The 26869-nt window shown below is 43.4% G+C and carries 29 protein-coding genes; 26 read left to right on the top strand and 3 right to left on the bottom strand.

Annotated features, from left to right (window positions below; translation table 11 throughout):
• Nucleotides 1–138 precede the first annotated feature (138 nt).
• The 6 genes from GMD6S_RS02555 (at nt 139) to GMD6S_RS02530 (ending at nt 5010) form a co-directional block, all read left to right on the top strand.
• Entirely contained in the window at nt 139–816 is a 678-nt protein-coding gene (locus GMD6S_RS02555) for a tRNA (adenine(22)-N(1))-methyltransferase (RefSeq protein WP_000624077.1), read from the top strand.
• A complete protein-coding gene (locus GMD6S_RS02550) occupies nt 803–1600 on the top strand; it encodes a Nif3-like dinuclear metal center hexameric protein (protein WP_000881141.1) in 798 nt (265 codons plus the stop codon). Before GMD6S_RS02555 ends, GMD6S_RS02550 begins: the two co-directional genes overlap by 14 nt.
• Nucleotides 1601–1616: 16 nt before the next feature.
• On the top strand, nt 1617–2720 hold the full coding sequence (locus GMD6S_RS02545) for an NAD(P)/FAD-dependent oxidoreductase (protein ID WP_000754638.1): 1104 nt from the start codon (nt 1617–1619) through the stop codon (nt 2718–2720).
• Between the two features lie 82 nt (nt 2721–2802).
• Complete coding sequence (locus tag GMD6S_RS12570) at nt 2803–3045, top strand: hypothetical protein (RefSeq protein ID WP_008291341.1); 243 nt, start codon at nt 2803–2805, stop codon at nt 3043–3045.
• On the top strand, nt 3024–4043 hold the full coding sequence (galE, locus tag GMD6S_RS02535; RefSeq protein ID WP_001156545.1) for a UDP-glucose 4-epimerase GalE: 1020 nt from the start codon (nt 3024–3026) through the stop codon (nt 4041–4043). Before GMD6S_RS12570 ends, galE begins: the two co-directional genes overlap by 22 nt.
• A gap of 1 nt (nt 4044) precedes the next feature.
• Entirely contained in the window at nt 4045–5010 is a 966-nt protein-coding gene (locus GMD6S_RS02530; protein ID WP_008292642.1) for a glycosyltransferase family 2 protein, read from the top strand.
• 75 nt (nt 5011–5085) lie between these two features.
• On the opposite strand, the gene GMD6S_RS12095 is transcribed toward GMD6S_RS02530, so the two are convergent.
• Complete coding sequence (locus GMD6S_RS12095) at nt 5086–5289, bottom strand: ferredoxin (protein WP_002874767.1); 204 nt, start codon at nt 5287–5289, stop codon at nt 5086–5088.
• 45 nt (nt 5290–5334) lie between these two features.
• Between GMD6S_RS12095 and GMD6S_RS02525 the strand changes: the two genes are divergently transcribed.
• The 10 genes from GMD6S_RS02525 to whiA all read left to right on the top strand — a co-directional run bounded on the left by GMD6S_RS02525 (nt 5335) and on the right by whiA (nt 12397).
• Entirely contained in the window at nt 5335–5844 is a 510-nt protein-coding gene (locus GMD6S_RS02525) for an SAG1386/EF1546 family surface-associated protein (RefSeq protein ID WP_000410192.1), read from the top strand.
• Nucleotides 5845–5853: 9 nt separating this feature from the next.
• Nucleotides 5854–6528 (top strand): (d)CMP kinase, encoded by a 675-nt coding sequence (gene cmk, locus GMD6S_RS02520; protein ID WP_000849412.1) that lies wholly within the window; start codon nt 5854–5856, stop codon nt 6526–6528.
• Nucleotides 6529–6646: 118 nt separating this feature from the next.
• The gene (locus tag GMD6S_RS02515; RefSeq protein ID WP_000162314.1) at nt 6647–7153 is read left to right on the top strand and encodes a dihydrofolate reductase; all 507 of its coding nucleotides are present in this window, start codon (nt 6647–6649) and stop codon (nt 7151–7153) included.
• Nucleotides 7153–7323: a hypothetical protein gene (locus tag GMD6S_RS02510; RefSeq protein ID WP_000442252.1), complete on the top strand. Its 171-nt coding sequence runs from the start codon at nt 7153–7155 to the stop codon at nt 7321–7323. Before GMD6S_RS02515 ends, GMD6S_RS02510 begins: the two co-directional genes overlap by 1 nt.
• 31 nt (nt 7324–7354) lie before the next feature.
• Entirely contained in the window at nt 7355–8587 is a 1233-nt protein-coding gene (gene clpX, locus GMD6S_RS02505; protein WP_002874765.1) for an ATP-dependent Clp protease ATP-binding subunit ClpX, read from the top strand.
• An 8-nt stretch (nt 8588–8595) separates the two neighbouring features.
• Nucleotides 8596–9183: a ribosome biogenesis GTP-binding protein YihA/YsxC gene (gene yihA, locus GMD6S_RS02500; protein ID WP_000405203.1), complete on the top strand. Its 588-nt coding sequence runs from the start codon at nt 8596–8598 to the stop codon at nt 9181–9183.
• Nucleotides 9184–9192: 9 nt separating this feature from the next.
• The gene (locus tag GMD6S_RS02495; RefSeq protein WP_001140428.1) at nt 9193–9573 is read left to right on the top strand and encodes a RidA family protein; all 381 of its coding nucleotides are present in this window, start codon (nt 9193–9195) and stop codon (nt 9571–9573) included.
• A 51-nt stretch (nt 9574–9624) separates the two neighbouring features.
• Nucleotides 9625–10515: an RNase adapter RapZ gene (gene rapZ / locus GMD6S_RS02490; RefSeq protein ID WP_000163039.1), complete on the top strand. Its 891-nt coding sequence runs from the start codon at nt 9625–9627 to the stop codon at nt 10513–10515.
• Nucleotides 10512–11489: a YvcK family protein gene (locus GMD6S_RS02485; protein WP_001231066.1), complete on the top strand. Its 978-nt coding sequence runs from the start codon at nt 10512–10514 to the stop codon at nt 11487–11489. The genes rapZ and GMD6S_RS02485 overlap by 4 nt, the downstream gene beginning before the upstream one ends.
• On the top strand, nt 11486–12397 hold the full coding sequence (gene whiA, locus GMD6S_RS02480; protein ID WP_000011290.1) for a DNA-binding protein WhiA: 912 nt from the start codon (nt 11486–11488) through the stop codon (nt 12395–12397). The genes GMD6S_RS02485 and whiA overlap by 4 nt, the downstream gene beginning before the upstream one ends.
• A gap of 31 nt (nt 12398–12428) precedes the next feature.
• On the opposite strand, the gene GMD6S_RS02475 is transcribed toward whiA, so the two are convergent.
• Nucleotides 12429–13397, bottom strand: a complete 969-nt coding sequence (locus tag GMD6S_RS02475) for an NAD(P)/FAD-dependent oxidoreductase (protein ID WP_000081038.1) — start codon at nt 13395–13397, stop codon at nt 12429–12431.
• A 136-nt stretch (nt 13398–13533) separates the two neighbouring features.
• Between GMD6S_RS02475 and cdaA the strand changes: the two genes are divergently transcribed.
• From cdaA to GMD6S_RS02425, 9 genes are all read left to right on the top strand, one after another.
• Nucleotides 13534–14391, top strand: coding sequence for a diadenylate cyclase CdaA (cdaA, locus tag GMD6S_RS02465; RefSeq protein ID WP_001011081.1), 858 nt, complete (start codon nt 13534–13536; stop codon nt 14389–14391).
• Complete coding sequence (locus tag GMD6S_RS02460) at nt 14378–15175, top strand: CdaR family protein (protein ID WP_001230924.1); 798 nt, start codon at nt 14378–14380, stop codon at nt 15173–15175. The genes cdaA and GMD6S_RS02460 overlap by 14 nt, the downstream gene beginning before the upstream one ends.
• A 30-nt stretch (nt 15176–15205) precedes the next feature.
• Nucleotides 15206–16558 (top strand): phosphoglucosamine mutase, encoded by a 1353-nt coding sequence (gene glmM / locus GMD6S_RS02455; RefSeq protein ID WP_008292635.1) that lies wholly within the window; start codon nt 15206–15208, stop codon nt 16556–16558.
• Between the two features lie 73 nt (nt 16559–16631).
• Complete coding sequence (locus GMD6S_RS02450; RefSeq protein ID WP_001050092.1) at nt 16632–17006, top strand: DUF1149 family protein; 375 nt, start codon at nt 16632–16634, stop codon at nt 17004–17006.
• A gap of 2 nt (nt 17007–17008) precedes the next feature.
• Nucleotides 17009–17857 carry a DegV family protein gene (locus GMD6S_RS02445; RefSeq protein ID WP_000762165.1) on the top strand — a complete coding sequence of 283 codons (849 nt, stop codon included), beginning with the start codon at nt 17009–17011 and terminating at the stop codon, nt 17855–17857.
• A gap of 264 nt (nt 17858–18121) precedes the next feature.
• Complete coding sequence (gene dapB / locus GMD6S_RS02440; protein ID WP_000027888.1) at nt 18122–18889, top strand: 4-hydroxy-tetrahydrodipicolinate reductase; 768 nt, start codon at nt 18122–18124, stop codon at nt 18887–18889.
• The gene (locus GMD6S_RS02435) at nt 18886–20085 is read left to right on the top strand and encodes a CCA tRNA nucleotidyltransferase (RefSeq protein ID WP_008292630.1); all 1200 of its coding nucleotides are present in this window, start codon (nt 18886–18888) and stop codon (nt 20083–20085) included. The genes dapB and GMD6S_RS02435 overlap by 4 nt, the downstream gene beginning before the upstream one ends.
• On the top strand, nt 20082–21950 hold the full coding sequence (locus GMD6S_RS02430; RefSeq protein ID WP_001279098.1) for an ABC-F family ATP-binding cassette domain-containing protein: 1869 nt from the start codon (nt 20082–20084) through the stop codon (nt 21948–21950). The genes GMD6S_RS02435 and GMD6S_RS02430 overlap by 4 nt, the downstream gene beginning before the upstream one ends.
• Nucleotides 21947–22558, top strand: coding sequence for a hypothetical protein (locus tag GMD6S_RS02425; protein WP_000969655.1), 612 nt, complete (start codon nt 21947–21949; stop codon nt 22556–22558). The genes GMD6S_RS02430 and GMD6S_RS02425 overlap by 4 nt, the downstream gene beginning before the upstream one ends.
• 53 nt (nt 22559–22611) lie before the next feature.
• On the opposite strand, the gene mntE is transcribed toward GMD6S_RS02425, so the two are convergent.
• Nucleotides 22612–23805, bottom strand: coding sequence for a CDF family manganese efflux transporter MntE (gene mntE / locus GMD6S_RS02420; RefSeq protein ID WP_001076592.1), 1194 nt, complete (start codon nt 23803–23805; stop codon nt 22612–22614).
• A 307-nt stretch (nt 23806–24112) separates the two neighbouring features.
• Between mntE and GMD6S_RS02415 the strand changes: the two genes are divergently transcribed.
• Nucleotides 24113–26809: a cation-translocating P-type ATPase gene (locus tag GMD6S_RS02415; RefSeq protein ID WP_000032428.1), complete on the top strand. Its 2697-nt coding sequence runs from the start codon at nt 24113–24115 to the stop codon at nt 26807–26809.
• The last annotated feature ends 60 nt before the right edge of the window (nt 26810–26869 follow it).

The raw sequence follows: 26869 nt of genomic DNA, 5'->3' as shown, positions 1-26869 counted from the left end.
CAAAGAGCAAACTAGGAAACTAGCCGCAGGCTGTACTTGAGTACGGCAAGGCGACGTTGACGCGGTTTGAATTTGATTTTTGAAGAGTATGAAATGTGGTATAATAAGAGGTAACAGAGTTTTGGAAAGTGAGAGAAGATGATTTCAAAGAGATTAGAATTGGTGGCGTCCTTTGTGCCCCAAGGTGCTGTGTTACTAGATGTGGGGAGTGACCATGCTTATCTGCCTATCGAGTTGGTCGAGAGAGGGCAAATTGAAGGTGCCATTGCAGGCGAAGTGGTGGTTGGTCCCTACCAGTCTGCGGTCAAAAATGTAGAGGCTCACGGTCTAAAGGAGAAAATCCAAGTCCGTTTAGCCAATGGTTTGGCATCTTTTGAAGAATCTGATCAAGTATCGGTCATCACTATTGCTGGTATGGGCGGGCGCTTGATTGCAACGATCCTAGAAGAAGGCTTGGACAAGCTTGCGAATGTAGAACGTTTAATCCTCCAGCCCAATAATCGTGAAGACGACTTGCGCATCTGGCTACAAGACCACGGTTTTCAAATCGTAGCAGAAAGCATCCTAGAAGAAGCTGGCAAGTTTTATGAAATTCTAGTTGTGGAAGCAGGACAAATGAAGCTATCAACCAGTGATGTTCGCTTTGGACTTTTCTTGTCCAAAGAAGTCAGCTCAGTCTTTATCAAAAAATGGCAAAAAGAAGCTACTAAGCTAGAGTTCGCTCTTAGCCAAATCCCAGAAAAAAATCTGGAGGAACGTCAAGTTCTAGTAGATAAAATTCAAGCCATCAAGGAGGTGCTCCATGTTAGCAAGTGAAGTAATTAACGCATATGAAGCCTTTTGCCCTCAGGAATTTTCAATGGAGGGAGATAGCCGTGGCCTGCAAATTGGAACTTTGGACAAGGATATCCAAAGGGTCATGGTTGCCCTTGATATTCGTGAAGAGACGGTGGCAGAGGCTATTGAAAAGGGTGTGGATTTGATTATCGTCAAGCACGCGCCAATTTTCCGTCCCATCAAGGACTTGGTAGCCAGCCGTCCGCAAAATCAGATTTACATCGACCTTATCAAGCATGACATCGCCGTTTATATCAGTCACACCAATATTGACATCGTTGAGAATGGTCTCAATGACTGGTTCTGCCAGATGCTAGGCATTGAGGAGACGACTTATCTCCAGGAAACAGGTCCAGAACGTGGGATTGGGCGTATTGGTGACATTCAACCACAGACTTTTGGAGCATTTGCTCAGCATATCAAGCAAGTCTTTGGTCTAGATAGCCTTCGAATGGTGCATTATCAAGAGAGTGATTTGCAGAAGCCTATTTCAAGAGTGGCCATCTGTGGCGGTAGTGGTCAATCTTTCTATAAGGATGCTTTAGCTAAGGGGGCAGATGTCTACATTACTGGTGACATCTACTACCACACTGCCCAGGATATGTTGTCTGATGGCCTGTTGGCATTGGATCCAGGTCACTATATAGAAGTGCTTTTTGTGGAAAGAGTCGCAGCACTTCTTACTCAATGGAAGGAAGAGAAAGGCTGGGACATTGATATTTTACCTAGTCAAGCATCGACCAATCCTTTCCACCATATCTAGTTAGAAAGTGAAGACAATGAAAAAAGTTGCCATTATTGGAGCAGGGATTGTAGGGGCAACTGCTGCCTACTACCTTTCTAAAGAAAGTGACCTAGAGGTGACCGTTTTTGACCATGGACAAGGTCAGGCTACCAAAGCAGCAGCGGGAATTATCAGTCCTTGGTTTTCCAAACGCCGTAATAAAGCCTGGTACAAGATGGCGCGCTTGGGAGCTGACTTTTATGTGGATTTGTTGGCTGATTTAGAAAAGTCTGGTCAGGAAATCGACTTTTACCAACGCTCAGGAGTTTTTCTCTTGAAAAAGGATGAATCCAAACTAGAAGAACTTTATGAACTAGCCCTCCAGCGTAGAGAAGAATCTCCCTTGATAGGCCAGTTAGATGTTCTGAATCAAGCATCTGCCGATGAATTATTCCCTGGTTTGCAGGGATTCGACCGCCTGCTCTATGCTTCTGGTGGAGCGAGAGTAGATGGTCACCTCTTAGTAACTCGTTTGCTAGAAGCCAGTCAAGTCAAGCTGGTCAAAGAAAAAGTGAGTCTGACACCTTTAGCATCCGGCTATCAGATTGGTGAAGACTTGTTTGATCAGGTTATTTTAGCGACGGGAGCTTGGTTGGGTGACATTTTGGAGCTTTTAGGGTATGAGGTAGATGTTCGTCCCCAAAAGGGACAGCTCCGAGATTATCAACTCTCCGAAGACCTAGCATCTTACCCTGTTGTCATGCCGGAAGGAGAGTGGGATTTGATCCCTTTTGCAGGTGGGAAATTGTCTTTAGGAGCTACCCATGAAAACGACATGGGATTTGACTTGACGGTGGATGAAACCTTGCTCCAGCAAATGGAGGATGCGGCCTTGCCTCACTATCCAGCCTTGGCAGGAGCGAAATCATCGGGTGAGCGTGTGGGAATTCGTGCTTACACCAGTGATTTCTCGCCTTTCTTTGGGGAAGTACCTGGCTTAGCAGGTGTCTATGCGGCTAGTGGCCTAGGTTCATCAGGCCTCACAACTGGGCCTATCATTGGTTACCACTTAGCTCAACTGATCCAAGACAAGGAATTGACCTTGGACCCAGTAAACTATCCAATTGCAAACTATGTCAAACGAGTAAAAAGCGAATGATACTCAATGAAAATTAAAGAGCAAGCTAGGAAGCTAGCCACAGGCTGCTCAAAGCACTGTTTTGAGGCTGTGGATAGAGCTGATGAAGTCAGCTCAAAACACTGTTTTGAGGTTGTGGATAGAACTGACGAAGTCAGTAACCATACCAACCCACGGCAAGGCGAAGCTAACGTGGCTTGAAGAGATTTTCGAAGAGTATAAGCATTTTACTGAAATTTTAGCAGATAGTTTAGGATGTCAAATGACATTCCCTATCAAAAATGATAAAATAAGAAAAAATAATCCGAGAATCGAGGAAGAAAGATGCAAGAAAAGATTTTGGTAACTGGTGGTGCTGGATTTATCGGAACCCACACTGTTATTGAGTTGATCCAAGCAGGTCATCAAGTGGTTGTGGTGGATAATCTTGTCAATAGCAATCGTAAAAGTTTAGAAGTTGTTGAAAGAATCACAGGAGTTGAGATTCCTTTTTATGAGGCAGATATCCGTGACACAGATACACTCAGAGATATTTTCAAGCAGGAAGAACCGACTGGTGTCATTCACTTTGCGGGTTTGAAGGCTGTTGGTGAATCAACCCGTATCCCTCTTACCTACTATGACAACAATATCGCAGGAACTGTCAGCCTTCTAAAAGCCATGGAAGAAAATAACTGTAAGAACATCATCTTCAGTTCTTCTGCGACAGTTTACGGAGACCCTCATACAGTTCCAATCTTAGAAGATTTCCCACTTTCAGTGACCAATCCATATGGTCGTACTAAGCTCATGCTAGAGGAAATTTTGACGGATATCTACAAGGCAGACTCAGAATGGAACGTGGTATTACTTCGTTACTTTAACCCAATCGGAGCGCATGAAAGTGGAGACCTAGGAGAAAATCCAAATGGAATTCCAAACAATCTCTTACCTTATGTTTCACAAGTAGCAGTTGGCAAACTAGAGCAAGTGCAAGTATTTGGAGATGATTACGATACAGAAGATGGAACTGGTGTTCGTGACTATATCCATGTCGTAGACCTGGCCAAAGGTCACGTTGCAGCTTTGAAAAAACTCCAAAAAGGTTCAGGTCTTAATGTTTATAACCTTGGAACTGGGAAAGGTTACTCCGTTCTTGAAATTATTCAAAACATGGAAAAAGCAGTGGGACGTCCTATTCCTTACCGCATCGTAGAACGCCGCCCAGGTGATATAGCTACCTGCTACTCAGACCCAGCAAAAGCCAAAGCAGAACTGGGCTGGAAAGCAGAACTCGACATCGCCCAAATGTGTGAAGACGCATGGCGTTGGCAAAGCAAGCATCCAAATGGATTTGAAGACTAAGATGATGATTTCAATCATTGTCCCATGTCTAAACGAAGAGGAAGTACTTCCTCTTTTTTATCAGTCTGTGGAAGCTCTGCTTCCTGACTTGGGAGCAGAGGTCGAATATGTCTTTGTAGACGATGGCTCAAGCGATGGGACTTTAGAGCTTTTAAAGACCTATCGGGAGCAAAATCCTGCGGTCCGTTATGTCTCATTCTCACGAAATTTTGGGAAAGAGTCAGCCTTATACGCAGGCTTGCAGCATGCAACTGGAGACTTGGTGGTCGTGATGGATGCAGACCTTCAGGATCCTCCTAGTATGCTACTTGAGATGAAGGCCTTACTAGACCAGAATGCAGACTTAGACTGTGTTGGGACACGGAGAACTAGTCGGGAGGGAGAACCCTTTTTCCGTAGTCTCTGTGCGAACCTCTTTTACCGCCTCATGCAAAAAATTAGCCCAGTAGCCTTGCCCTCAGGTGTCCGTGATTTTCGCATGATGAGAAGGTCTGTAGTAGATGCTATTTTAACCCTGACCGAATCCAATCGTTTTTCTAAAGGACTCTTTGCCTGGGTGGGTTTTAAAACGCACTATCTGGACTATCCAAACGTTGAACGACAGGCTGGCAAGACCAGTTGGAGTTTTAGACAACTCTTTTTCTACTCGATTGAAGGGATTCTTAACTTTTCAGATTTTCCCTTGAGTATAGCCTTTGTAGCGGGACTCCTATCTTGTTTTCTTTCTTTTGTGATGACTGTTTTTGTAGTGTTTCGGACTCTTATTCTGGGAAATCCGACATCTGGTTGGACGTCTTTGATGGCTGTCATTCTCTTTCTTGGAGGGATTCAACTCCTGACGATTGGGATTCTCGGTAAGTATATTAGTAAGATTTATCTAGAAACCAAAAAAAGACCACTCTATCTCGTCAAAGAAAAAAGTGACCTTTCTGTTATTGAAGGAAAAAATAACCAAAAAAGACTATAATTTTACCTAGAAATATGCTAAACTAGTAAGTGTGGGAAAAATGAGAAAAAATCAATTATATTTATTCCCTGCTTCCTACGATGGATCTTTTAGAAGTGCTCTTGTAGGACAATTTTTGATGGCCTCCAGAACATCGCTGGTCTCAGCGATTTCTCTTTGCAATTCAACTGGATCATCGTAAAATCGAACGATTCCATTATCATGGTAATCGAAGAGTTCAGAATAGGTTTGGCAAAGCCCGCAGGCAATGCACCGTTCGGGTATAAGTGTGACTTTCATATTTATATTGTAATAAGAAAATGTAAAAAAAACAAGGAGTAAGGTATGGAAAAAGAACCGTGGCAAGAAGATATTTACGAAAACAATGAGGAAGAAACAAGATCAGAGCGTCGACACCGGAAACAAAAAGGGAAAGGCGTTGTTGCGAATCGTGTCTTAACGGTTCTAGCCAGCCTCTTCTTTGTAATTGTTGTAGCGATGGTAGTTGTATTGATTTACCTATCAACCGGTGGAAGCAATCGTACATCATCTTTGAAGGACTTCTATGATGCATCGTCTCCTTCTACAAGTTCAAGTTCTAAAGTGGAAGAATCATCATCTTCAAGTAGCAAGGTAGAGGAAACAGCTTCTTCTGAATCAACACCTTCACAGAGCAGTTCGGAAGAACATACTACAGAGGGTGAAGGAACACTTACAGTACAGCCTGGAGAGGGAGAAGCAGCTCTTGCTCAACGTGCAGGGATTTCCATTGCCCAGCTAGAAGCCCTAAATCCTTCTCACATGTCATCTGGATCTTGGTTTGCCAACCCAGGTGATGTGATTAAGACAAGATAGGAGTCGGTCATGAAGACAATTCAAATTGCTATCGATGGTCCAGCTTCGAGTGGCAAGAGTACGGTCGCAAAGATTGTCGCTAAGGATTTTGGATATACTTATCTCGATACAGGTGCTATGTACCGTGCTGCGACTTATATAGCGCTCAAGCACCAGTTGAATGCAGAAAATGTAGACCAACTTCTTGAGCTTCTTAACCAACACCCCATTAGTTTTGGACGTTCAGAAACAGGTGAGCAACTTGTTTTTGTAGGAGATGTTGATATTACCCATCCGATTCGTGAAAATGAAGTGACCAACAAGGTTTCAAGCATCGCTGCCATTCCTGAAGTGCGTGAAAAACTGGTTTCTCTCCAGCAAGAGATTGCTCAGCAAGGTGGTATCGTCATGGATGGGCGTGATATCGGGACAGTTGTTTTACCACAAGCTGAACTCAAGATTTTCTTAGTGGCTTCTGTTGAAGAAAGAGCAGAGCGTCGTTACAAGGAAAATATTGCTAAAGGGATTGAAACAGACCTTGAAACGTTGAAAGAAGAGATTGCTGAGCGTGACTACAAGGATAGTCACCGTGAAACCTCACCTCTCAAACAGGCTGAGGATGCAGTTTACCTTGACACAACTGGACTAAGTATCCAAGAAGTGGTTGAAAAAATCGAATCAGAAGCAAAAAAATATATGTCCTAGGGACGATAGGAGCAGGCTGAATGAAGCCTGCTCCTTTTCTCTCTTTTGCGCGCGTTTCAAAACAGCCTTTTTGGGAGAATTTTGATAAAATAGTAGTATCAATAAAAAGGACGGAAGCATGACAAAGAAAATCATAGCCATTTGGGCCCAAGATGAAAAAGGTGTGATTGGGAAAGAAAATCGTCTCCCTTGGCATTTGCCAGCAGAGTTGCAACATTTTAAGGAAACAACTTTAAATCATGCTATACTGATGGGTCGAGTGACCTTTGATGGCATGGGACGTCGTCTGCTTCCAAAACGGCAAACCTTGATTTTAACGCGCAATAGCGAAGAAGTCATAGATGGGGCGCTCGTATTTCAAGATGTGGAGTCTGTTTTAGCGTGGTATCAGAGTCAGGGAAAAAATCTCTATATCATTGGCGGAAAACAGATTTTTCAGGCTTTTGAGCCCTATTTAGATGAAATCATCGTGACACAGATTCATGCTCAGGTGGAGGGAGACACCTATTTCCCTGAGGATTTTGACTTGTCTCTTTTTGAGACAGTCGCAAGCAAATCTTATGAGCGAGATGAGAAAAACAACTATGATTTCACCATCCAATACCGAAAGAGAAAGGAAGTCTAATGGAGCGCAGTATATTTGGATTTTTTACAGCTTTTTTGTGTGTGATCTGTATTTTGACTGGAGCACAGGCTTTTCGTAAGAAGCGCTATGGACTGTCTGCCTTACTCTGGTTGAATGCTTTTACCAATCTGGTCAATAGTGTCCACGCTTTTTATATGACCTTATTTTAGATAGAATGATAAATTAGAATGGAAGGAAATCATGCCTACAAATAGGAAAAATGATATGATGGTTTATTGCTCATTTTGTGGCAAAAGCCAAGAAGAAGTAAAGAAAATAATCGCTGGGAATAATGCCTTTATCTGTAATGAATGTGTGGAATTGGCCCAGGAAATCATTCGGGAGGAGTTGGCTGAGGAAGTCTTGGCAGACTTGTCTGAAGTACCAAAACCAATCGAGCTCCTCAATATCTTGAACCACTATGTTATCGGTCAAGATCGTGCCAAACGTGCCTTGGCAGTGGCAGTTTACAACCACTACAAACGCATCAATTTCCACGATACGCGTGAAGAGTCAGAAGATGTGGATTTGCAGAAGTCAAACATCTTGATGATTGGCCCAACTGGTTCTGGGAAAACTTTCTTGGCCCAAACCTTGGCTAAGAGCTTAAATGTGCCTTTTGCTATCGCAGATGCGACAGCTCTGACTGAGGCTGGTTATGTGGGTGAGGACGTGGAAAACATCCTCCTCAAACTCTTGCAGGCTGCTGACTTTAACATCGAACGTGCAGAGCGTGGAATTATCTACGTGGATGAAATTGACAAGATTGCCAAGAAGAGCGAGAACGTGTCTATCACACGTGATGTTTCGGGTGAAGGGGTACAACAAGCTCTTCTCAAGATTATCGAGGGAACTGTCGCTAGCGTACCGCCTCAAGGTGGACGCAAACATCCGCAACAAGAGATGATTCAGGTAGATACCAAGAATATCCTCTTCATCGTGGGTGGTGCCTTTGATGGTATCGAAGAAATCGTTAAACAGCGTCTGGGTGAAAAAGTCATCGGATTTGGTCAAAATAACAAGGCGATTGATGAAAATAGCTCTTACATGCAAGAAATCATCGCAGAAGATATTCAAAAATTCGGTATTATCCCTGAGTTGATTGGACGCTTGCCGGTCTTTGCTGCTCTTGAGCAATTGACGGTCGATGACTTGGTTCGCATCTTGAAAGAACCAAGAAATGCCTTGGTGAAACAATACCAAACCTTACTTTCTTATGATGACGTTGAGTTGGAATTTGACGACGAAGCCCTTCAAGAGATTGCTAATAAAGCCATCGAACGCAAAACTGGTGCGCGTGGTCTTCGCTCAATCATTGAAGAAACCATGCTAGATGTTATGTTTGAAGTGCCAAGTCAGGAAAATGTGAAATTGGTCCGCATCACAAAAGAAGCTGTTGATGGAACGGAAAAACCAATCCTAGAAACAGCCTAGAGGTGACTATGGAAATCAATACACACAATGCTGAAATCCTGCTCAGTGCGGCAAACAAGTCTCACTATCCGCAGGATGAACTGCCAGAGATTGCCCTAGCAGGGCGTTCAAATGTTGGCAAGTCTAGCTTTATCAACACCATGCTCAACCGCAAAAATCTGGCTCGTACATCAGGAAAACCTGGGAAAACCCAGCTACTCAACTTTTTTAACATTGATGACAAGATGCGTTTTGTGGATGTACCAGGTTATGGCTATGCCCGCGTTTCTAAAAAGGAACGTGAAAAATGGGGGCGCATGATTGAGGAGTATTTGACCACTCGGGAAAATCTCCGTGCCGTGGTCAGTCTGGTGGATCTCCGCCACGACCCGTCAGCAGATGATGTACAGATGTATGAATTTCTCAAGTATTATGAGATTCCGGTTATCATCGTTGCGACTAAGGCAGATAAGATTCCCCGTGGTAAGTGGAACAAGCACGAATCAGCAATTAAAAAGAAATTAAACTTTGACCCAAGTGACGACTTCATCCTCTTTTCATCTGTCAGCAAGGCAGGGATGGATCAGGCTTGGGATGCAATATTAGAAAAATTGTGAGGGAAAGAAATGGCAAAAACAATTCATACAGACAAAGCTCCAAAGGCTATCGGACCTTATGTTCAAGGGAAAATCGTTGGCAATCTTTTGTTTGCTAGCGGTCAAGTTCCCCTATCTCCTGAAACTGGAGAAATTGTAGGAAAAACAATCCAAGAACAGACAGAACAAGTCTTGAAAAATATCGGTGCTATTTTGGCAGAAGCAGGAACAGACTTTGACCATGTTGTTAAAACAACTTGCTTCTTGAGCGATATGAATGACTTTGTTCCTTTTAACGAGGTTTACCAGACTGCCTTTAAAGAGGAATTTCCAGCTCGTTCAGCTGTAGAGGTTGCACGTCTTCCTCGTGATGTAAAAGTCGAAATTGAAGTGATCGCAGAGATTGGATAAGCTAGTTGAAGTTTGGCTCTGCCAAACTTTTTTTGATATAAGGAGAGATAGATGACAAAGAAACAACTTCACCTGGTGATTGTGACAGGGATGAGTGGCGCAGGGAAAACAGTAGCCATTCAGTCCTTCGAAGATTTGGGATATTTTACCATTGACAATATGCCGCCAGCCCTCTTGCCAAAGTTTTTGCAGTTGGTAGAGACCAAGGATGATGACCATAAGTTAGCCCTAGTAGTCGATATGCGTAGTCGTTCCTTCTTTTCAGAGATTCAGGCTGTTTTGGATGAATTGGAAAACCAAGATGATTTGGACTTCAAAATCCTCTTTTTAGACGCAGCAGATAAGGAATTGGTAGCCCGTTACAAGGAAACCAGACGGAGTCACCCACTTGCTGCAGATGGTCGAATTTTAGATGGCATTAAGCTGGAACGTGAACTTTTGGCACCTTTGAAAAACATGAGCCAAAATGTGGTGGATACGACAGAACTCACCCCACGTGAACTTCGTAAAACCATTGCTGAGCAATTTTCAGACCAAGAACAAGCCCAGTCTTTCCGTATCGAGGTCATGTCTTTTGGATTCAAGTATGGTATTCCTATCGATGCAGACTTGGTCTTTGATGTCCGTTTTTTGCCAAATCCATACTACCTTCCGGAACTCCGCAATCAGACAGGTGAGGATCAAGCAGTTTATGACTATGTGATGAATCATGAAGAGTCTGAAAGTTTCTATCAGCACTTACTCGCTTTGATTGAACCCATTTTGCCAAGTTACAAAAAAGAAGGCAAGTCTGTTTTAACCATTGCAGTAGGATGTACAGGTGGACAGCACCGTAGTGTTGCCTTTGCAAAACGAATCGCTGAGGACCTTGCTAAAAACTGGCCTGTCAATGAAAGCCATCGTGACAAAGACAGAAGAAAGGAAACGGTAAACCGTTCATGAGAAAACCAAAGATAACGGTAATTGGTGGAGGAACAGGTATCCCCGTCATTTTGAAAAGTTTGCGAGAAAAGGATGTTGAGATCGCAGCCATCGTAACGGTAGCTGATGATGGTGGATCTTCTGGTGAGCTAAGAAAGAATATCCAACAGCTGACACCACCAGGTGATCTCCGTAATGTCCTTGTGGCCATGTCGGATATGCCCAAGTTTTATGAGAAGGTTTTTCAGTACCGTTTCTCAGAAGAGGCCGGAGCATTTGCGGGTCATCCACTGGGGAATATCATCATAGCAGGGCTCTCTGAAATGCAAGGGTCCACTTATAATGCCATGCAGCTGCTAAGTCTCTTTTTCCACACAACAGGAAAAATCTACCCCTCAAGCGATCAGCCTTTGACACTGCATGCAGTCTTTAAAGATGGTTCTGAGGTGGCAGGTGAGAGCCACATTGCAGATCATCCAGGTATGATCGACCATGTCTATGTGACCAATACCTTGGATGATGAAACACCCCAAGCCAGCCGTCGAGTGGTCAATACTATCCTCGAGAGTGATATGATCGTCTTGGGGCCTGGTTCCCTCTTTACATCGATTTTGCCCAATATTGTCATTGAGGAGATTGGGCAGGCTCTCTTGGAGACTAAGGCAGAGATCGCTTACGTCTGCAATATCATGACCCAGCGTGGGGAAACAGAGTACTTTTCAGACAGTGACCACGTGGAAGTCCTCCATCGACACTTAGGTCGGCCTTTTATCGATACGGTCTTGGTGAATATCGAGAAGGTTCCTAGAGAATACATGGATACCAACCGTTTTGATGAATATTTGGTTCAGGTAGAGCATGATTTTGCTGGTCTTTGCAAGCAGGTTCCTCGTGTGATTTCATCCAACTTCCTTCGTTTGGAAAATGGAGGAGCCTTCCATGATGGCGATTTGATTGTAGACGAATTGATGCGCATCATACAGGTGAGAAAATGAGTTTTACAGTTGCAGTAAAAGAAGAAATTCTTGGTCAACACCATCTCAGTCGTCATGAATTGTCTGCCATCATCAAGATGTCTGGCAGTATCGGTCTCTCGACTTCTGGCCTGACCTTGTCTGTTGTGACTGAAAATGCTAAGTTGGCTCGGCATCTCTATGAGTCCTTTCTCCATTTTTATGAGATTAAGTCAGAAATTCGACACCATCAGAGAAGCAATCTTCGCAAGAATCGTGTCTACACGGTCTATACCGATGAGAGGGTGCAGGAGCTTTTGGCTGATTTGCGACTTGCGGATTCTTTCTTTGGTTTGGAGACAGGCATTGATCCTGATATTTTAGCAGATGAAGAAGCTGGTCGTGCTTACTTATGTGGGGCCTTTCTGGCAAATGGTAGCATCCGAGATCCGGAGTCTGGTAAGTATCAGTTGGAGATTAGTTCCGTTTATCTGGACCATGCACAAGGATTGGCCTCTCTCCTCCAGCAGTTTTTGCTGGACGCTAAGGTTATTGAGCGAAAGAAAGGTGCAGTTACCTATCTCCAGCGGGCAGAAGACATTATGGATTTCTTGATTGTGATTGGGGCCATGCAGGCGCGTGATAATTTTGAGCGCGTCAAGATTTTGCGTGAAACCCGTAATGATCTCAATCGAGCCAATAACGCTGAAACAGCCAATATCGCTCGAACGGTTTCTGCTAGTATGAAGACTATCAACAATATCAGTAAAATCAAAGATAGAATGGGTTTGGAAAATTTACCAGTGGATTTGCAGGAGGTGGCTCGCTTACGGATCCAGCACCCAGACTACTCTATCCAGCAGTTGGCGGATAGCCTGAGCAATCCCCTGACCAAAAGTGGTGTCAACCACAGACTCAGAAAAATAAACAAGATTGCAGATGAACTATAAAACCACGAATCGTTGATCCGTGGTTCTTTTATTATAAACTGGTTGAGTGTTTGGGTTGTACTTTTTGCTCAGGGTCGATGTAGTTAATGGAATTGTTGACAGCAGTTGGTGCTTCACCAAGACCTGTTGCAATCAAGTCAATCTTACCATCGTAGTAGCAGCAGTCACCGATAGCGTAAATTCCAGCTTGGCTTGACTCCTGCTTGCTATTGACAATAATCTTATGGCGGTTGAGATCTAGACCCCAGTTTTTAAGATTTCCGACAGAGGACTTGAAGCCGTAGTTGACAAAGAGGTGGTCTACCTCAATCGTTTCGGCTTCATCCGATTTGATTTTTGTGATTTCCAGTTTATCAAGTGTTTTTCCATTTCCAAGGAGTTGGCTAGGAACGAATGGTGTCTTGATAGTCACAGATGATTCTTGTAGGGCTTGCACACTGTGTTCCAAGGCACGGAAGTTATCTCGACGGTGAACAAGAGTAGTTGGGGCGATTTTTTCGAAAGCCAATGCCCAGTCAACTGCTGAGTCCCCTCCACCAAGGATGGTCACTTTCTTACCAGCGTATTGCTGGATATTGGCAACGTGGTAGTGGATATTTTCATAGTTTTCGACGCCATCTAATTCGAGCGGACGAGGTTTAAAGGCACCACCACCCATGGCAATGATGACTGTTTTGGTCAGGTGGCTGCCCTTGTTGGTTGTGATGGTAAAACCTTGATCTTGTTTCTCTATTTCAAGAACAGTTTCGTTGAGGTGAACAGGTGTGTCAAAGCCATCTAGCTGCTCAAGTAAACGCTTGGTTAACTCTTCTCCAGTTAAGTTTGAAAAACCTGGCACATCAAGGATTTGCTTTTCAGGGTAGAGGATGGCAGGCTGACCACCGAGCTGGGGAAGAGAGTCGATGATTTGGACTTTGGCTTGGCGTAGGTGAGCGTAAAAGGCAGCAAAGAGGCCGACAGGACCGCCACCTACAATGGTAATATCATAGAGTTGAGACATGATTTCTCCTTCGTTTTTTCTAGTCAGTTTATTTTATCATAATTTTGCTTAATTTAAAATGAAGTAGGATGGGGAAAAAATGAGCAGAAAATGGTATAATAGTACGGAAAGTGTTTTGACAGGGAGGAGGCCAGGGATGAATTTTCAACAATTATCCAATTTGCAATACTGGACGAGTTTGTTTTCAAGTCCTTGGACGATAGTCATCAATCTGATTGATATTTTGATTGTGACTTATATTTTGTATCATTTTACCAAAGCGATTGCAGGGACTAAAATCATGATCTTGGTTCGGGGAGTTTTGGTCTTTATTCTAGGTCAGATTCTGTCCAATATGATTGGCTTAACGACCATTTCATGGTTGATCAATCAGATTATCACCTACGGGGTTATCGCAGCGGTGGTTATCTTTTCGCCAGAGATTCGGACTGGTTTGGAGAGATTAGGTCGAGCTACTGATTTCTTCTACAATGCCCCTATTAGTGCAGAAGAGCAAATGGTTCGTGCCTTTGTCAAATCAGTCGAGTACATGAGTCCGCGTAAGATAGGTGCTCTGGTTGCTGTTCAGCGAGTGAGAACCTTGCAGGAATATATCTCTACTGGAATTCCTCTAGATGCGAAAATCTCATCCGAGTTATTGATTAATATCTTTATCCCTAATACTCCCTTGCATGATGGTGCTGTCATTATCAAGGAAGACCGGATTGCCGTCACTTCAGCCTATCTACCCCTGACCGAAGATACCGGGATTTCCAAGGAGTTTGGAACGCGTCACAGGGCGGCGATTGGTTTGTCGGAAGTGTCAGATGCTCTTACCTTTGTGGTTTCGGAAGAAACGGGTGGAATCTCAATCACCTATAATGGAGTCTTTAAGCATGATTTGACCTTGGAAGAGTTTGAATCGGAGTTAAGAAGAATCTTACTTCCAAAATCAGAGAAAAAGCAAGGTCTGAAAGAGCGCTTGCTAGGAGGATTGAAACATGAGAAAAAATAGTCTATACATCATTTCTTCCTTCTTTTTCGCCTGCATTCTCTTTATCTATGCAACATTGACAAACTATCAGAATAGCAACAGTGCCAGACAGGTGCGGACGGAGACTTATACAAACACAGTTCTTAATGTCCCAATTGATATTCAGTATGACAGTGATCAGTATTTTATCAGTGGTTTTACATCTGAGGTGACGGTCTTTCTAACAGGCTCAAACAGAGTTGCTTTAGCGAGTGAGATGCAGGAAAGTACCCGCAAATTTAAGGTGACGGCTGATCTTTCTGATGCTAGTGTAGGAACCATCGAAGTTCCTCTGACTATTGAAAATTTACCGAGTGGTTTGACGGCTGTTGCGACACCGCAAAAGATAACAGTGAAGGTTGGTAAAAAAGCAAAACGAGACAATGTCATTGTTGTGCCGGAGATTGATCCTAGTCAGATTGATTCTCGCGTGAAAATCGATACCGTTACTGTATCAGATGAAAAAGTAACGGTTATTAGTGATGAGGAAACCCTCTCCAAAGTAGATCGTGTCATTGCCATCTTACCGACGAGTGAACGGATAACTAGAAACTACTCGTCCTCTGTTCCTCTACAAGCAGTCGATAAAAATGGAAATGTCTTACCAAGCGTCATTATGCCATTTGACACTACAATGAAAATTACAACCAAAACAGTATCGTCTAGCTCGAGTTCTTCGTCTATGACCTCATCAACAGGGTCCTCGACTAGCAGCTCGTCTTCAACGAGTTCAGAAACAAAACCAGACTCGTCTAAACAAGAATAAATAAAAAAGTAGAAAAGGATGATTAACAACATGGGTAAATATTTTGGGACCGATGGAGTCCGTGGAGAAGCAAACGTAGAACTGACGCCAGAATTGGCCTTTAAATTAGGACGTTTTGGTGGATATGTTCTTAGTCAACATGAAACGGAAGCCCCTAAAGTCTTTGTAGGACGTGATACACGTATCTCAGGAGAAATGCTAGAATCTGCCTTAGTGGCAGGTCTCCTCTCTGTAGGGATTCACGTCTACAAACTCGGTGTCCTTGCAACACCAGCAGTAGCTTATTTGGTCAAAACTGAGGGAGCCAGTGCAGGTGTCATGATTTCCGCTAGTCACAACCCAGCCCTTGATAATGGAATTAAATTCTTTGGTGGGGATGGCTTCAAACTTGATGATGAAAAAGAAGCAGAAATCGAAGCCTTGTTGGATGCTGCCGAAGACACCCTTCCTCGTCCAAGTGCCAAAGGATTGGGAACCTTGGTGGACTATCCAGAAGGTTTGCGTAAGTATGAAGGCTACCTTGTTTCAACTGGAACTCCTCTTGAAGGGATGAAAGTGGCCTTGGATACAGCTAACGGTGCAGCGTCTACGAGTGCTCGTCAAATCTTTGCAGACCTTGGGGCTCAAATAACTGTTATCGGCGAGACACCAGATGGTCTTAACATCAACTTGAATGTGGGTTCTACACATCCAGAAGCTCTTCAAGAAGTGGTCAAAGAAAGCCAGTCAGCTATTGGTTTGGCCTTTGACGGAGACAGTGACCGCTTGATTGCTGTTGATGAAAATGGCGACATCGTCGATGGTGATAAGATCATGTACATCATCGGGAAATACCTTTCTGAAAAAGGCCAGTTGGCTCAAAATACCATCGTGACAACGGTTATGTCTAACCTTGGCTTCCATAAGGCCTTGGAGAGTGCTGGTATTAACAAGGCAGTGACTGCTGTTGGTGACCGCTATGTCGTTGAAGAAATGAGAAAATCAGGCTACAACCTTGGTGGTGAACAGTCTGGTCACGTTATCTTGATGGACTACAATACAACTGGTGATGGTCAATTATCAGCTGTCCAATTGACTAAAATCATGAAAGAAACAGGCAAGAGCTTGTCTCAACTGGCATCAGAAGTGACGATTTACCCACAAAAACTGGTCAATATCCGAGTGGAAAATGCCATGAAAGAAAAAGCCATGGAAGTACCAGCCATTAAAACCATCATCGAAAAGATGGAAGAGGAAATGGCAGGGAACGGTCGTATCCTTGTCCGCCCAAGTGGAACAGAACCCCTCTTGCGTGTCATGGCAGAAGCGCCAACAACAGAAGAAGTGAACTACTACGTAGATACGATTGCTGCTGTTGTTAAAGATGAAATCGGAATTGACTAAAGCCTAGAAAACTAGATGAAATGATAAAAATGTGGTACAATTGCATAGTAAATTGTAGCAATGGGAGAGAAAAATGAATCTTAAACGAGAACAAGAATTTGTTAGCCAGTATCACTTTGATGCTCGTAACTTTGAATGGGAAAATGAAAATGGAGCTCCTGAAACCAAGGTAGACGTGAACTTTCAGTTGCTCCAACATGACCAAGAAAACCAAGTAACTTCGCTTGTTGTTATCTTGAGTTTTATGATTGTCTTTGACAAATTTGTCATCAGCGGAACAATTTCTCAAGTTAACCACGTGGAAGGTCGAATTGTCAACGAACCAAGCGAATTTAACCAAGAAGAAGTCGAAACCTTGGCACGTCCATGTTTGAACATGCTCAATCGTTTGACGTATGAAGTAACAGAAATCGCCTTGGATCTTCCAGGGATCAATTTGGAGTTTTAGTCATGAAATTAGCTGTCATTACAGATTCTTCAGCCTATTTAGAGGAGAAGACGCTGCAAAGAGAGAATCTATTTATCTTGGATATTCCTGTTAACATTGATGGGGAGGAGTATGTTGAAGGTGTCAATCTGACTGCTGAGGAATTTTATCAAAAAATGGTTCAGTCTGTAGAATTGCCTAAAACTAGCCAACCAAGTATTGCCAAATTGGATGAGATTCTTAGTTCTTTGAAAGACGAGGGTTATACCCATGTCTTGGGACTCTTTCTTTCGTCAGGAATTTCAGGCTTTTATCAGAACATCCAATACATGTTGGATGAGTATGATGGCTTGACCATTGCCTTTCCAGATACCCATATCACCAGTTCCCCTCTAGGATTTATGGTAGAGAGTGCTTTTGAATGGGCAGAACAAGGTGATGATTTTGCCCAGATTCAGGAGAAGTTGGGGATCCAAATTGCTGATAATTCAGCCTTTATCATAGTAGATGACCTCGACCACTTGGTTAAAGGAGGACGTTTGTCAAATGGGGCAGCTATCTTAGGGAATCTCCTCAGTATCAAGCCTATCCTTTACTTTAATGACCAAGGTGTGATTGAAGTTTACGAAAAAGTTCGTACGGAAAAGAAGGCAATCAAACGTTTGGTGGAAATCATCAAGGAGTTGACAAAAGATGGGGACTACCGTATAACAGTCATCCATGGCAATGCTCCTCAAAAGGCAGTGGATTTGCGCCAGCTTTTGATGGAGAGTGGTGTGACTTCTGAGATTCCAATTAATACCTTTGGGAGTGTCATTGGGACCCACCTTGGAGAAGGTAGTATCGCCTTGAGCTATACACCAATCGTCTAAATTGTTCTTACAAGCTTTGTATCTTAGCAATTGAACACGGCCTACCTGCCTCTTGAAAAAAGATGCCTGTCTTGCCTTTCGTAGAAAGTCAGCGCCATTCCTTATTTTTCATGGGCAGCTAACGTCCTTTGTATCTTGATAATTGAACACGCCTGGAACCCTGTGTGAAAAAGATAGTTCTTCCAAGGAGTAGACAATCCTTGATCGGACCTCCTATTTTCACTTTGTGTTCTTGCAGGCTTTGTATCTTAGACAGGAGTAGAGATGAGTATTCGAGTAATTATTGCCGGTTTTAAAGGAAAAATGGGTCAAGCTGCTTGCCAGATGGTCTTGGCTGATCCGGGCTTGGACTTAGTTGCAGTTTTGGATCCGTTTGAGTCTGAGTCAGAATGGCAGGGAATTCCTGTTTTCAATGATAAGGCTGACTTGGCTGGTTTTGAAGCGGATATCTGGGTAGATTTTACTACACCAGCCGTTGCCTACGAAAATACACGCTTTGCTCTTGAAAATGGCTTTGCTCCTGTCGTAGGAACAACAGGCTTTACTAGTGAAGAAATTGCAGAACTAAAAGCATTTTCTCGTGAACAAGATTTGGGTGGCTTGATTGCTCCCAACTTTGCCTTGGGAGCTGTCTTGCTTATGCAATTTGCGGCGCAGGCTGCCAAATATTTCCCAAATGTGGAGATTATCGAGCTCCATCATGACAAGAAAAAAGATGCTCCGAGTGGAACAGCCATTAAAACGGCTGAGTTGATGGCAGAAGTTCGAGAGTCTATCCAACAAGGTGCGCCTGATGAGGAAGAATTGATTGCTGGTGCCCGTGGTGCTGATTTTGATGGCATGCGGATCCACTCAGTTCGTTTGCCAGGCTTAGTAGCTCATCAAGAAGTTATCTTTGGCAATCAGGGAGAAGGATTGACCCTTCGTCATGACTCCTATGATCGCAGCTCCTTCATGACAGGGGTCAATTTGGGAATCAAAGAAGTTGTCAAGCGTCATGAGCTTGTCTATGGATTAGAACACTTATTATGAGATTAACGCAAATGCCTTCTGAATTTCAGAAGGCTTTACCAGTATTAGAAAAAATTAAAGAAGCAGGATTTGAAGCCTATTTTGTTGGGGGCTCCGTCAGAGATGCCCTCCTCAATCGTCCTATCCACGATGTGGATATTGCGACTTCTTCCTATCCAGAGGAGACCAAGCAGATTTTTCCGCGAACAGCCGATATTGGAATCGAGCACGGAACTGTCTTAGTTTTAGAAGGGGACGAGGAGTATGAGGTAACAACTTTTCGAACAGAGGATGTCTATGTGGACTATCGCAGACCCAGCGCGGTTTCCTTTGTGCGTTCGCTAGAAGAAGACCTCAAGCGCCGTGATTTCACAGTTAATGCGTTTGCCTTGGATGAGACAGGCGAAATTATTGACTTGTTCCATGGTTTAGACGATTTAGAAAACCAAGTCTTGCGAGCAGTTGGAGTGGCTAGTGAACGTTTCAACGAAGATGCTCTGCGGATTATGCGTGGTTTTCGTTTTCAGGCCAGTCTTGGTTTTAAACTTGAGCAAGAAACATTTGAAGCGATGAAGACTTTGACACCACTCTTGGAGAAAATTTCTGTGGAGCGTACCTTCGTTGAGTTTGATAAACTCTTGCTGGCACCTTTTTGGCGAGTTGGTCTGGCTTCCATGATTGAGAGTCGAGCTTATGACTATCTTCCAGATATGGCAGACAGTCGAGAAAAGCTCCAAAGATTGTTTGATTTAGAGGCGGATTTCACCTTTGAGTCTTCTGAACAAGCTTGGGCAGCTCTATTGTGGGTTTTGGAGATTAAAGATGCACAGCCATTTTTGAAGGTATGGAAAACCTCACGCCAGTTTGCCAAGCAGGTTCAGGATTTGCTGACTATTTTGGCTTTGCGAGAAGAAGGAGAGCTGAGCAAGCGTGATTGTTACCGCTTTGACTTGGATTTACTTTTACAGGCTGAAAATCTTCGTCAGGCACAAGGAAAAGAAGTCAATCCACAAGCTATCACAGAAACTTACCAAAGTTTGACCATTCATGACAAGAAAGAAATTCAGATTAACGGTGGTATTTTAATCAAGGAATATGGTTACCAGCCAGGTCCAGATTTGGGAGATATTTTAACAGAGATTGAGTTTGCCATTGTCGATGGAGTATTGGAAAATGATCGTCAAGCAATCCATACTTACCTGAGGGAGAGAAAATGAGTGATTTTATCGTTGAAAAACTAAGCAAATCCGTCGGTGACAAGACCGTTTTTAAGGATATTTCCTTTATCATCCATGATTTGGACAGAATCGGTCTAATTGGTGTCAATGGAACGGGTAAGACTACCCTTTTAGACGTCCTTTCTGGCGTTTCTGGCTTTGATGGGGATGTCAGTCCCTTTTCGGCAAAGAATGACTATAAGATTGGCTACTTGACCCAGGATCCTGATTTTGATGATAGCAAGACGGTCTTGGATACGGTTCTCTCCAGCGACCTCAAGGAAATCCAGCTCATTCGTGAGTATGAGTTAATCATGCTCAACTACAGTGAGGACAAGCAAGCTCGTTTGGAACGGGTCATGGCAGAAATGGACTCTCTCCAAGCCTGGGAAATTGAAAGCCAGGTCAAGACAGTCCTCAGCAAGCTGGGTATTCAGGACTTGTCGACTCCAGTTGGTGAATTGTCAGGCGGTTTGAGAAGACGGGTTCAGTTGGCGCAAGTTCTCCTAGGAAACCACGACCTCTTGCTTCTGGACGAGCCGACTAACCATTTGGATATTGCGACCATTGAGTGGCTGACCCTCTTTTTGAAAAATTCCAAGAAGACCGTCCTCTTTATCACCCACGATCGTTATTTCCTAGATGCACTATCAACACGGATTTTCGAGTTGGACCGAGCAGGCTTGACCGAGTATCAGGGAAATTACCAGGACTATGTCCGCCTAAAAGCGGAACAAGATGAGCGTGAAGCTGCCCTTCTCCACAAAAAAGAACAACTTTATAAGCAAGAACTGGCCTGGATGCGCAGACAACCACAGGCACGTGCGACCAAGCAACAAGCCCGTATCAATCGTTTCCATGACTTGAAAAAGGAAGTTTCAGGTGGCGTTGCTGATACAGACTTGACCATGAACTTTGAAACCAGTCGGATTGGGAAAAAAGTCATCGAGTTTCAGAATGTTTCCTTCGCCTATGAAAACAAGCCCATTTTGCAAGATTTTAATCTCTTAGTGCAAGCCAAAGACCGTATCGGAATCGTTGGGGATAATGGTGTGGGGAAGTCAACTCTGCTTAATCTCATCGCAGGGAGTCTTGAGCCGACTAAAGGTCAAGTTATCATCGGTGAGACGGTTCGCATTGCCTATTTCTCTCAACAAATCGAAGGTTTAGACGAGAGCAAGCGGGTTATCAATTACCTGCAGGAAGTAGCAGAAGAGGTTAAGACCAGTGGTGGTTCTACGACTTCCATTGCAGAGTTGCTAGAGCAGTTCCTCTTCCCACGTTCGACGCATGGAACCCTGATTGAGAAATTGTCTGGTGGCGAGAAAAAACGCCTTTATCTCCTCAAACTACTCCTTGAAAAACCAAATGTTCTTCTTTTGGACGAGCCGACCAATGACCTAGATATTGCGACTTTGACAGTCTTGGAAAATTTCTTGCAGGGCTTTGCAGGTCCTGTCTTGACAGTTAGCCACGACCGTTATTTTCTGGATAAGGTAGCGACCAAGATTCTCGCCTTTGAGAATGGCAGCATCCGTACTTTCTTTGGTCATTATACCGACTACCTTGATGAAAAAGCTTTTGAAACTGATATGGCCAATCAAGTGCAAAAGGCAGAAAAGGAGAAAGTGGTCAAGGTCCGTGAAGACAAGAAACGCATGACCTACCAAGAAAAGCAGGAGTGGGCAAGCATTGAAGGGGATATTGAAGCCTTGGAAAATCGTATTGCTGCTATTGAAGAAGAAATGCAGGCAAATGGCTCTGACTTTGGCAAACTGGCGACGCTTCAAAAAGAGCTAGACGAGAAAAACGAAGAACTTCTTGAAAAATACGAACGCTATGAATATTTAAGTGAGTTGGCATGATGGAAGAAAAAGTCATTAAACGTAGTCCCAAGAAAATCATTTGGAATGCCTTGTTTGGCCTAGCTTCGGTGTTTTTCTTCTTGCTGCCTCTCTCTTATCTCCATTTGTACTCTCAAAAGGGAACCAGACTTCATACGATAAGTCTTTTATTAATACTGCTTGTCCTCTTTTGTGCTGGAGTAGTCGTGTATCAGACATACAGGCTGTTAAGTTCCAATAAGGAATATTTGAAATGTACTGTCGAGGGGTTTTACTACAAACAAAATCCAAAGAAACCCAGTCATTTCTATGCTTGGATAGACGTAGAGAACTTTTTCTTCTCTCGGATTCGAGGTAAGTATAGGGATTCTTATCGGATTGAAGTCTATTTTAAAAACAAGGAAAATGTGAAATCCCAATCCTTTCTAACTCAGCTGAAGAGAAGGATTCTCCCTTTTTATCCGTCAGCAGACTTAATTATCCCTATCTTTCTACTAGATGTAGGACTTCCTGAAAGGGTCTATGAGGCCATGAAGTACTATGAAAGAGAATGGCGTATCGAACAAAATCGTCAAGCAAGAAAAGAGGCAAAACAAGCTTCGAAAAGCAAATATTCCAAACAGTCATAGTCTGTCTTTGCGTAAAGTAGAATAATCAAAAAGGCCCTATCCACTGGATAGGGTTACTGTTTGTCTTCTTTTTTAGTTTCCTGATGAAAGATATTTTGCCAAGTTTCATGGCGACGCCAGATACTGGTATGGACGATACCATCTAGCTCATAGCAAATGAGCTTGGTTTTCTGACTAATGGAGGTAATCTGAATGTCCTTAATAGCAGCACTAAGTTCTTTTTCAGACTTATAAGCCTCTTTATTCATCTGCTCTCCATCTTGACGGATATAGAGAAAGTCCTCAGCAAGGAGTTCTTCTAGCTGATTTCCTTGGTCAATCAATTGCTCACGCATGAGCAGTTTTTTATAGACATTGTCTAAAATCTCGTCCTCAGGTATGGGAGCTGGCTCGATATGGACATCGGTATCAAAGACTCCAAAACGCTCTTCCAGCATGGATTCGACCTGGTCCGCAATCTCATGACTTTCATAGACTGATAGGTCAGGATTCATTTCCAGGGTGATATCAAGGTAGATATTGCTACCGTAGGTCCGCCCTCTTTGGGACTTGACCTTACTAATCTTTGGAATCTCCATGATGGCCTTTTGGTAGTCCTCTAGCAGACGGTCATCAAAACCATCTGAAAGACTGAAGGAAGACTCGATAAAGATATCATAGGCTGTCTTTAAGATAAAGAAAGTGATGATGATAGCGACCAGTTTATCCACGATTGGATAATTAAAACTGCTGGCTAGGATGGCAATGGAAGTCCCAAGCGAGGTGACAGCATCGGAAAGATTGTCCTTGGCGGCAGCCTTAAGCGCCTTGGACTTAGATTTCTTACTGAGGCGAGTATTATAGAGATAAACTGCGAACATGACTGCCGCAGAGACGACTCCGAGAGTTGCACCTAGAGGGTCAATAACCGTCTGTTCCCGACTGAGAATTTTTTGAATGGTGTCCCTAAGAACATCAAAGCCAACGTAGAACATGATGATGGAAGTAATCAAACTAGCCAAATCTTCAATCTTCCAGTGACCGAAACGATGGTCACGGTCTGCAGGCTGGCGTGCCATACGAATACCGATCAGAAGAGCAACATTTCCGATAATATCTGATACGTTGTTGAAACCATCCGCTACCAAACTGGAAGAATGTAGGAGGTGGCCAGTCGCTAATTTTGCCGTAGACAAGAGGAGGTAGGTCGAAATGCTGATAATGGCACCACGTTCCGCCAACTTGAGATTTGACATGGATTGGTTCATCGGACTTCCTTTCTAGTGCTGAGATTCTGTTTTCATTATACTGGTTTTCATGGGAAAATTCAAATTTAGTCTTGTTTCATCAGATTTAAACCCTTGAAAATTATTCAAATTTTGATATAATAGTACTACTCAAGGGAGTAGCTGGCAGAAACCTGTGATAGTGTCGTCATTCCGAATTTTATACTGTAAAGTATTCTTTCCGGCGCTATCTTAAACAGCGAGACTTGTTATGATTAACATGTCTCTTTTTGTTTGTCATAAAACCAAAAGAGAGCTTGTTTTGCACACAAAGTCAAGGAGGAGACATATGTCAAAAGAACAAAAACGCCAAGCGTTTTATACTCAAAGTCCCGAAGAAGTCTTGAAGTCGGTTGAAGCAACTGAGCAAGGCCTTTCGTCAAGCGAAGCGCAGAAACGCCTAGCTGAATATGGGCGCAATGAACTCGAAGAGGGTGAGAAAAAATCTCTCTTGGTTAAATTCATCGAACAGTTTAAGGATTTGATGATTATTATTTTGGTGGCTGCAGCCATCTTGTCCGTCATAACTTCTGGTGGGGAAGATATTGCAGATGCCATCATTATTCTAGCCGTTGTTATCATTAACGCAGCTTTTGGTGTTTACCAAGAAGGAAAAGCAGAAGAAGCCATCGAAGCCCTCAAGTCTATGTCTAGTCCAGCTGCACGTGTTATCCGTGATGGGCATATGGCTGAGATTGACTCAAAAGAATTGGTACCAGGTGATATCGTTGCCCTTGAAGCAGGTGACGTCGTACCAGCAGACCTACGTTTGCTAGAAGCTAACTCTCTCAAAATCGAAGAAGCAGCCCTAACAGGTGAGTCTGTTCCAGTCGAAAAAGACTTGACTGTCGAGCTCTCTGCAGATGCTGGTATTGGTGACCGTGTCAATATGGCCTTCCAAAACTCAAACGTGACTTATGGTCGTGGTCTTGGTGTTGTTGTCAATACAGGTATGTACACGGAAGTTGGTCATATCGCTGGCATGCTCCAAGATGCGGATGAGACGGATACACCACTCAAACAAAACTTGAACAACCTTTCTAAGGTCTTGACCTATGCAATTTTGGTTATTGCCCTTGTTACTTTTGTAGTTGGAGTCTTCATTCAAGGTAAAAATCCACTTGGTGAGTTGATGACCTCTGTTGCGCTTGCTGTTGCAGCCATCCCAGAAGGACTTCCTGCTATCGTGACTATCGTTCTTGCCCTTGGTACCCAAGTTTTGGCAAAACGAAACTCTATCGTTCGTAAGTTGCCAGCAGTAGAAACACTTGGTTCAACTGAAATCATCGCTTCTGATAAGACTGGTACGCTTACCATGAACAAGATGACCGTCGAAAAAGTCTTCTATGATGCAGTACTACATGATTCAGCTGATGACATTGAACTAGGTCTTGAAATGCCTCTTCTTCGTTCAGTTGTCTTGGCTAACGATACTAAGATTGATGCAGAAGGAAACCTGATCGGGGATCCAACGGAAACAGCCTTCATCCAGTATGCCTTGGACAAGGGTTACGATGTTAAAGGGTTCTTAGAGAAATATCCTCGTGTAGCTGAATTGCCGTTTGACTCAGATCGTAAACTCATGTCAACGGTTCATCCATTACCAGATGGTAAATTCCTCGTAGCAGTCAAGGGAGCCCCTGACCAACTCTTGAAACGTTGTGTTGCTCGGGATAAAGCTGGAGATGTCGCTCCGATTGATAATCAAGTCAATGACATAATTCACACAAACAACTCTGAAATGGCTCACCAAGCCTTGCGTGTCCTTGCGGGTGCGTATAAGATTATCGATAGTATTCCAGAAAACTTGACTTCTGAAGAGCTTGAAAACAACTTGATCTTTACTGGATTGATTGGAATGATTGACCCTGAACGTGCCGAAGCTGCAGAAGCTGTTCGTGTGGCTAAGGAAGCTGGAATCCGTCCAATCATGATTACGGGTGACCATCAAGATACTGCAGAAGCTATTGCCAAACGTTTGGGAATTATTGATGCAAATGATACAGAAGGTCACGTTTTAACTGGTGCTGAGCTCAACGAACTGTCAGATGAAGACTTTGAAAAAGTAGTTGGTCAATACTCTGTTTATGCCCGTGTGTCTCCAGAACACAAGGTTCGTATCGTCAAGGCTTGGCAAAAACAAGGTAAGGTTGTTGCTATGACAGGTGACGGTGTTAATGATGCGCCAGCTCTGAAAACAGCCGATATCGGTATCGGTATGGGAATCACTGGTACAGAGGTTTCTAAGGGAGCTTCTGACATGATTCTTGCAGATGATAACTTTGCGACTATTATCGTCGCAGTTGAAGAAGGACGTAAGGTCTTCTCAAACATTCAAAAGACTATTCAGTACTTACTTTCTGCCAATACTGCTGAAGTATTAACTATCTTCTTATCAACCTTGTTTGGTTGGGACGTCTTGCAGCCAGTTCATCTTTTGTGGATCAACTTGGTAACAGATACCTTCCCAGCTATCGCTCTTGGTGTTGAACCTGCTGAGCCTGGTGTCATGAATCATAAACCACGTGGACGAAAGGCAAGCTTCTTCTCAGGTGGTGTTTTGAGTTCTATCATCTATCAAGGTGTACTCCAAGCAGCTATTGTTATGAGTGTTTATGGACTTGCAATTGCTTACCCAGTTCATGTGGGTGACAATCATGCCATTCATGCGGATGCCCTTACTATGGCCTTTGCAACCCTCGGTTTGATCCAGCTCTTCCATGCCTACAATGTCAAGTCTGTTTACCAATCCATCTTGACAGTTGGCCCATTCAAGTCTAAGACCTTTAACTGGTCTATCTTGGTATCCTTCATTCTTCTGATGGCAACAATTGTCGTAGAACCGCTTGAAGGAATCTTCCACGTAACCAAACTAGACTTGTCACAATGGGCCATTGTTCTTGCTGGAAGCTTCTCAATGATACTTATCGTCGAAATCGTTAAGTTTGTTCAACGTAAACTTGGTCTTGATAAGAACGCGATTTAATAAGAAAGTCATCTTCGGATGGCTTTTTTTGCATTTGAGGGAAAGGACTAGAAGTTGCCC

Source organism: Streptococcus sp. GMD6S (genome assembly GCF_000297015.1).
This window is presented reverse-complemented; position numbering and strand designations above follow the sequence as displayed.

Excerpts from the sequence above, each read along its gene's own strand:
- GMD6S_RS02555 (WP_000624077.1), top strand. The coding sequence starts at position 139 with ATGATTTCAAAGAGATTAGAATTGGTGGCGTCCTTTGTGCCCCAAGGT.
- GMD6S_RS02550 (WP_000881141.1), top strand. The coding sequence starts at position 803 with ATGTTAGCAAGTGAAGTAATTAACGCATATGAAGCCTTTTGCCCTCAG.
- GMD6S_RS02545 (WP_000754638.1), top strand. The coding sequence starts at position 1,617 with ATGAAAAAAGTTGCCATTATTGGAGCAGGGATTGTAGGGGCAACTGCT.
- GMD6S_RS12570 (WP_008291341.1), top strand. The coding sequence starts at position 2,803 with ATGAAGTCAGCTCAAAACACTGTTTTGAGGTTGTGGATAGAACTGACG.
- galE (WP_001156545.1), top strand. The coding sequence starts at position 3,024 with ATGCAAGAAAAGATTTTGGTAACTGGTGGTGCTGGATTTATCGGAACC.
- GMD6S_RS02530 (WP_008292642.1), top strand. The coding sequence starts at position 4,045 with ATGATGATTTCAATCATTGTCCCATGTCTAAACGAAGAGGAAGTACTT.
- GMD6S_RS12095 (WP_002874767.1), bottom strand. The coding sequence starts at position 5,289 with ATGAAAGTCACACTTATACCCGAACGGTGCATTGCCTGCGGGCTTTGC.
- GMD6S_RS02525 (WP_000410192.1), top strand. The coding sequence starts at position 5,335 with ATGGAAAAAGAACCGTGGCAAGAAGATATTTACGAAAACAATGAGGAA.
- cmk (WP_000849412.1), top strand. The coding sequence starts at position 5,854 with ATGAAGACAATTCAAATTGCTATCGATGGTCCAGCTTCGAGTGGCAAG.
- GMD6S_RS02515 (WP_000162314.1), top strand. The coding sequence starts at position 6,647 with ATGACAAAGAAAATCATAGCCATTTGGGCCCAAGATGAAAAAGGTGTG.
- GMD6S_RS02510 (WP_000442252.1), top strand. The coding sequence starts at position 7,153 with ATGGAGCGCAGTATATTTGGATTTTTTACAGCTTTTTTGTGTGTGATC.
- clpX (WP_002874765.1), top strand. The coding sequence starts at position 7,355 with ATGCCTACAAATAGGAAAAATGATATGATGGTTTATTGCTCATTTTGT.
- yihA (WP_000405203.1), top strand. The coding sequence starts at position 8,596 with ATGGAAATCAATACACACAATGCTGAAATCCTGCTCAGTGCGGCAAAC.
- GMD6S_RS02495 (WP_001140428.1), top strand. The coding sequence starts at position 9,193 with ATGGCAAAAACAATTCATACAGACAAAGCTCCAAAGGCTATCGGACCT.
- rapZ (WP_000163039.1), top strand. The coding sequence starts at position 9,625 with ATGACAAAGAAACAACTTCACCTGGTGATTGTGACAGGGATGAGTGGC.
- GMD6S_RS02485 (WP_001231066.1), top strand. The coding sequence starts at position 10,512 with ATGAGAAAACCAAAGATAACGGTAATTGGTGGAGGAACAGGTATCCCC.
- whiA (WP_000011290.1), top strand. The coding sequence starts at position 11,486 with ATGAGTTTTACAGTTGCAGTAAAAGAAGAAATTCTTGGTCAACACCAT.
- GMD6S_RS02475 (WP_000081038.1), bottom strand. The coding sequence starts at position 13,397 with ATGTCTCAACTCTATGATATTACCATTGTAGGTGGCGGTCCTGTCGGC.
- cdaA (WP_001011081.1), top strand. The coding sequence starts at position 13,534 with ATGAATTTTCAACAATTATCCAATTTGCAATACTGGACGAGTTTGTTT.
- GMD6S_RS02460 (WP_001230924.1), top strand. The coding sequence starts at position 14,378 with ATGAGAAAAAATAGTCTATACATCATTTCTTCCTTCTTTTTCGCCTGC.
- glmM (WP_008292635.1), top strand. The coding sequence starts at position 15,206 with ATGGGTAAATATTTTGGGACCGATGGAGTCCGTGGAGAAGCAAACGTA.
- GMD6S_RS02450 (WP_001050092.1), top strand. The coding sequence starts at position 16,632 with ATGAATCTTAAACGAGAACAAGAATTTGTTAGCCAGTATCACTTTGAT.
- GMD6S_RS02445 (WP_000762165.1), top strand. The coding sequence starts at position 17,009 with ATGAAATTAGCTGTCATTACAGATTCTTCAGCCTATTTAGAGGAGAAG.
- dapB (WP_000027888.1), top strand. The coding sequence starts at position 18,122 with ATGAGTATTCGAGTAATTATTGCCGGTTTTAAAGGAAAAATGGGTCAA.
- GMD6S_RS02435 (WP_008292630.1), top strand. The coding sequence starts at position 18,886 with ATGAGATTAACGCAAATGCCTTCTGAATTTCAGAAGGCTTTACCAGTA.
- GMD6S_RS02430 (WP_001279098.1), top strand. The coding sequence starts at position 20,082 with ATGAGTGATTTTATCGTTGAAAAACTAAGCAAATCCGTCGGTGACAAG.
- GMD6S_RS02425 (WP_000969655.1), top strand. The coding sequence starts at position 21,947 with ATGATGGAAGAAAAAGTCATTAAACGTAGTCCCAAGAAAATCATTTGG.
- mntE (WP_001076592.1), bottom strand. The coding sequence starts at position 23,805 with ATGAACCAATCCATGTCAAATCTCAAGTTGGCGGAACGTGGTGCCATT.
- GMD6S_RS02415 (WP_000032428.1), top strand. The coding sequence starts at position 24,113 with ATGTCAAAAGAACAAAAACGCCAAGCGTTTTATACTCAAAGTCCCGAA.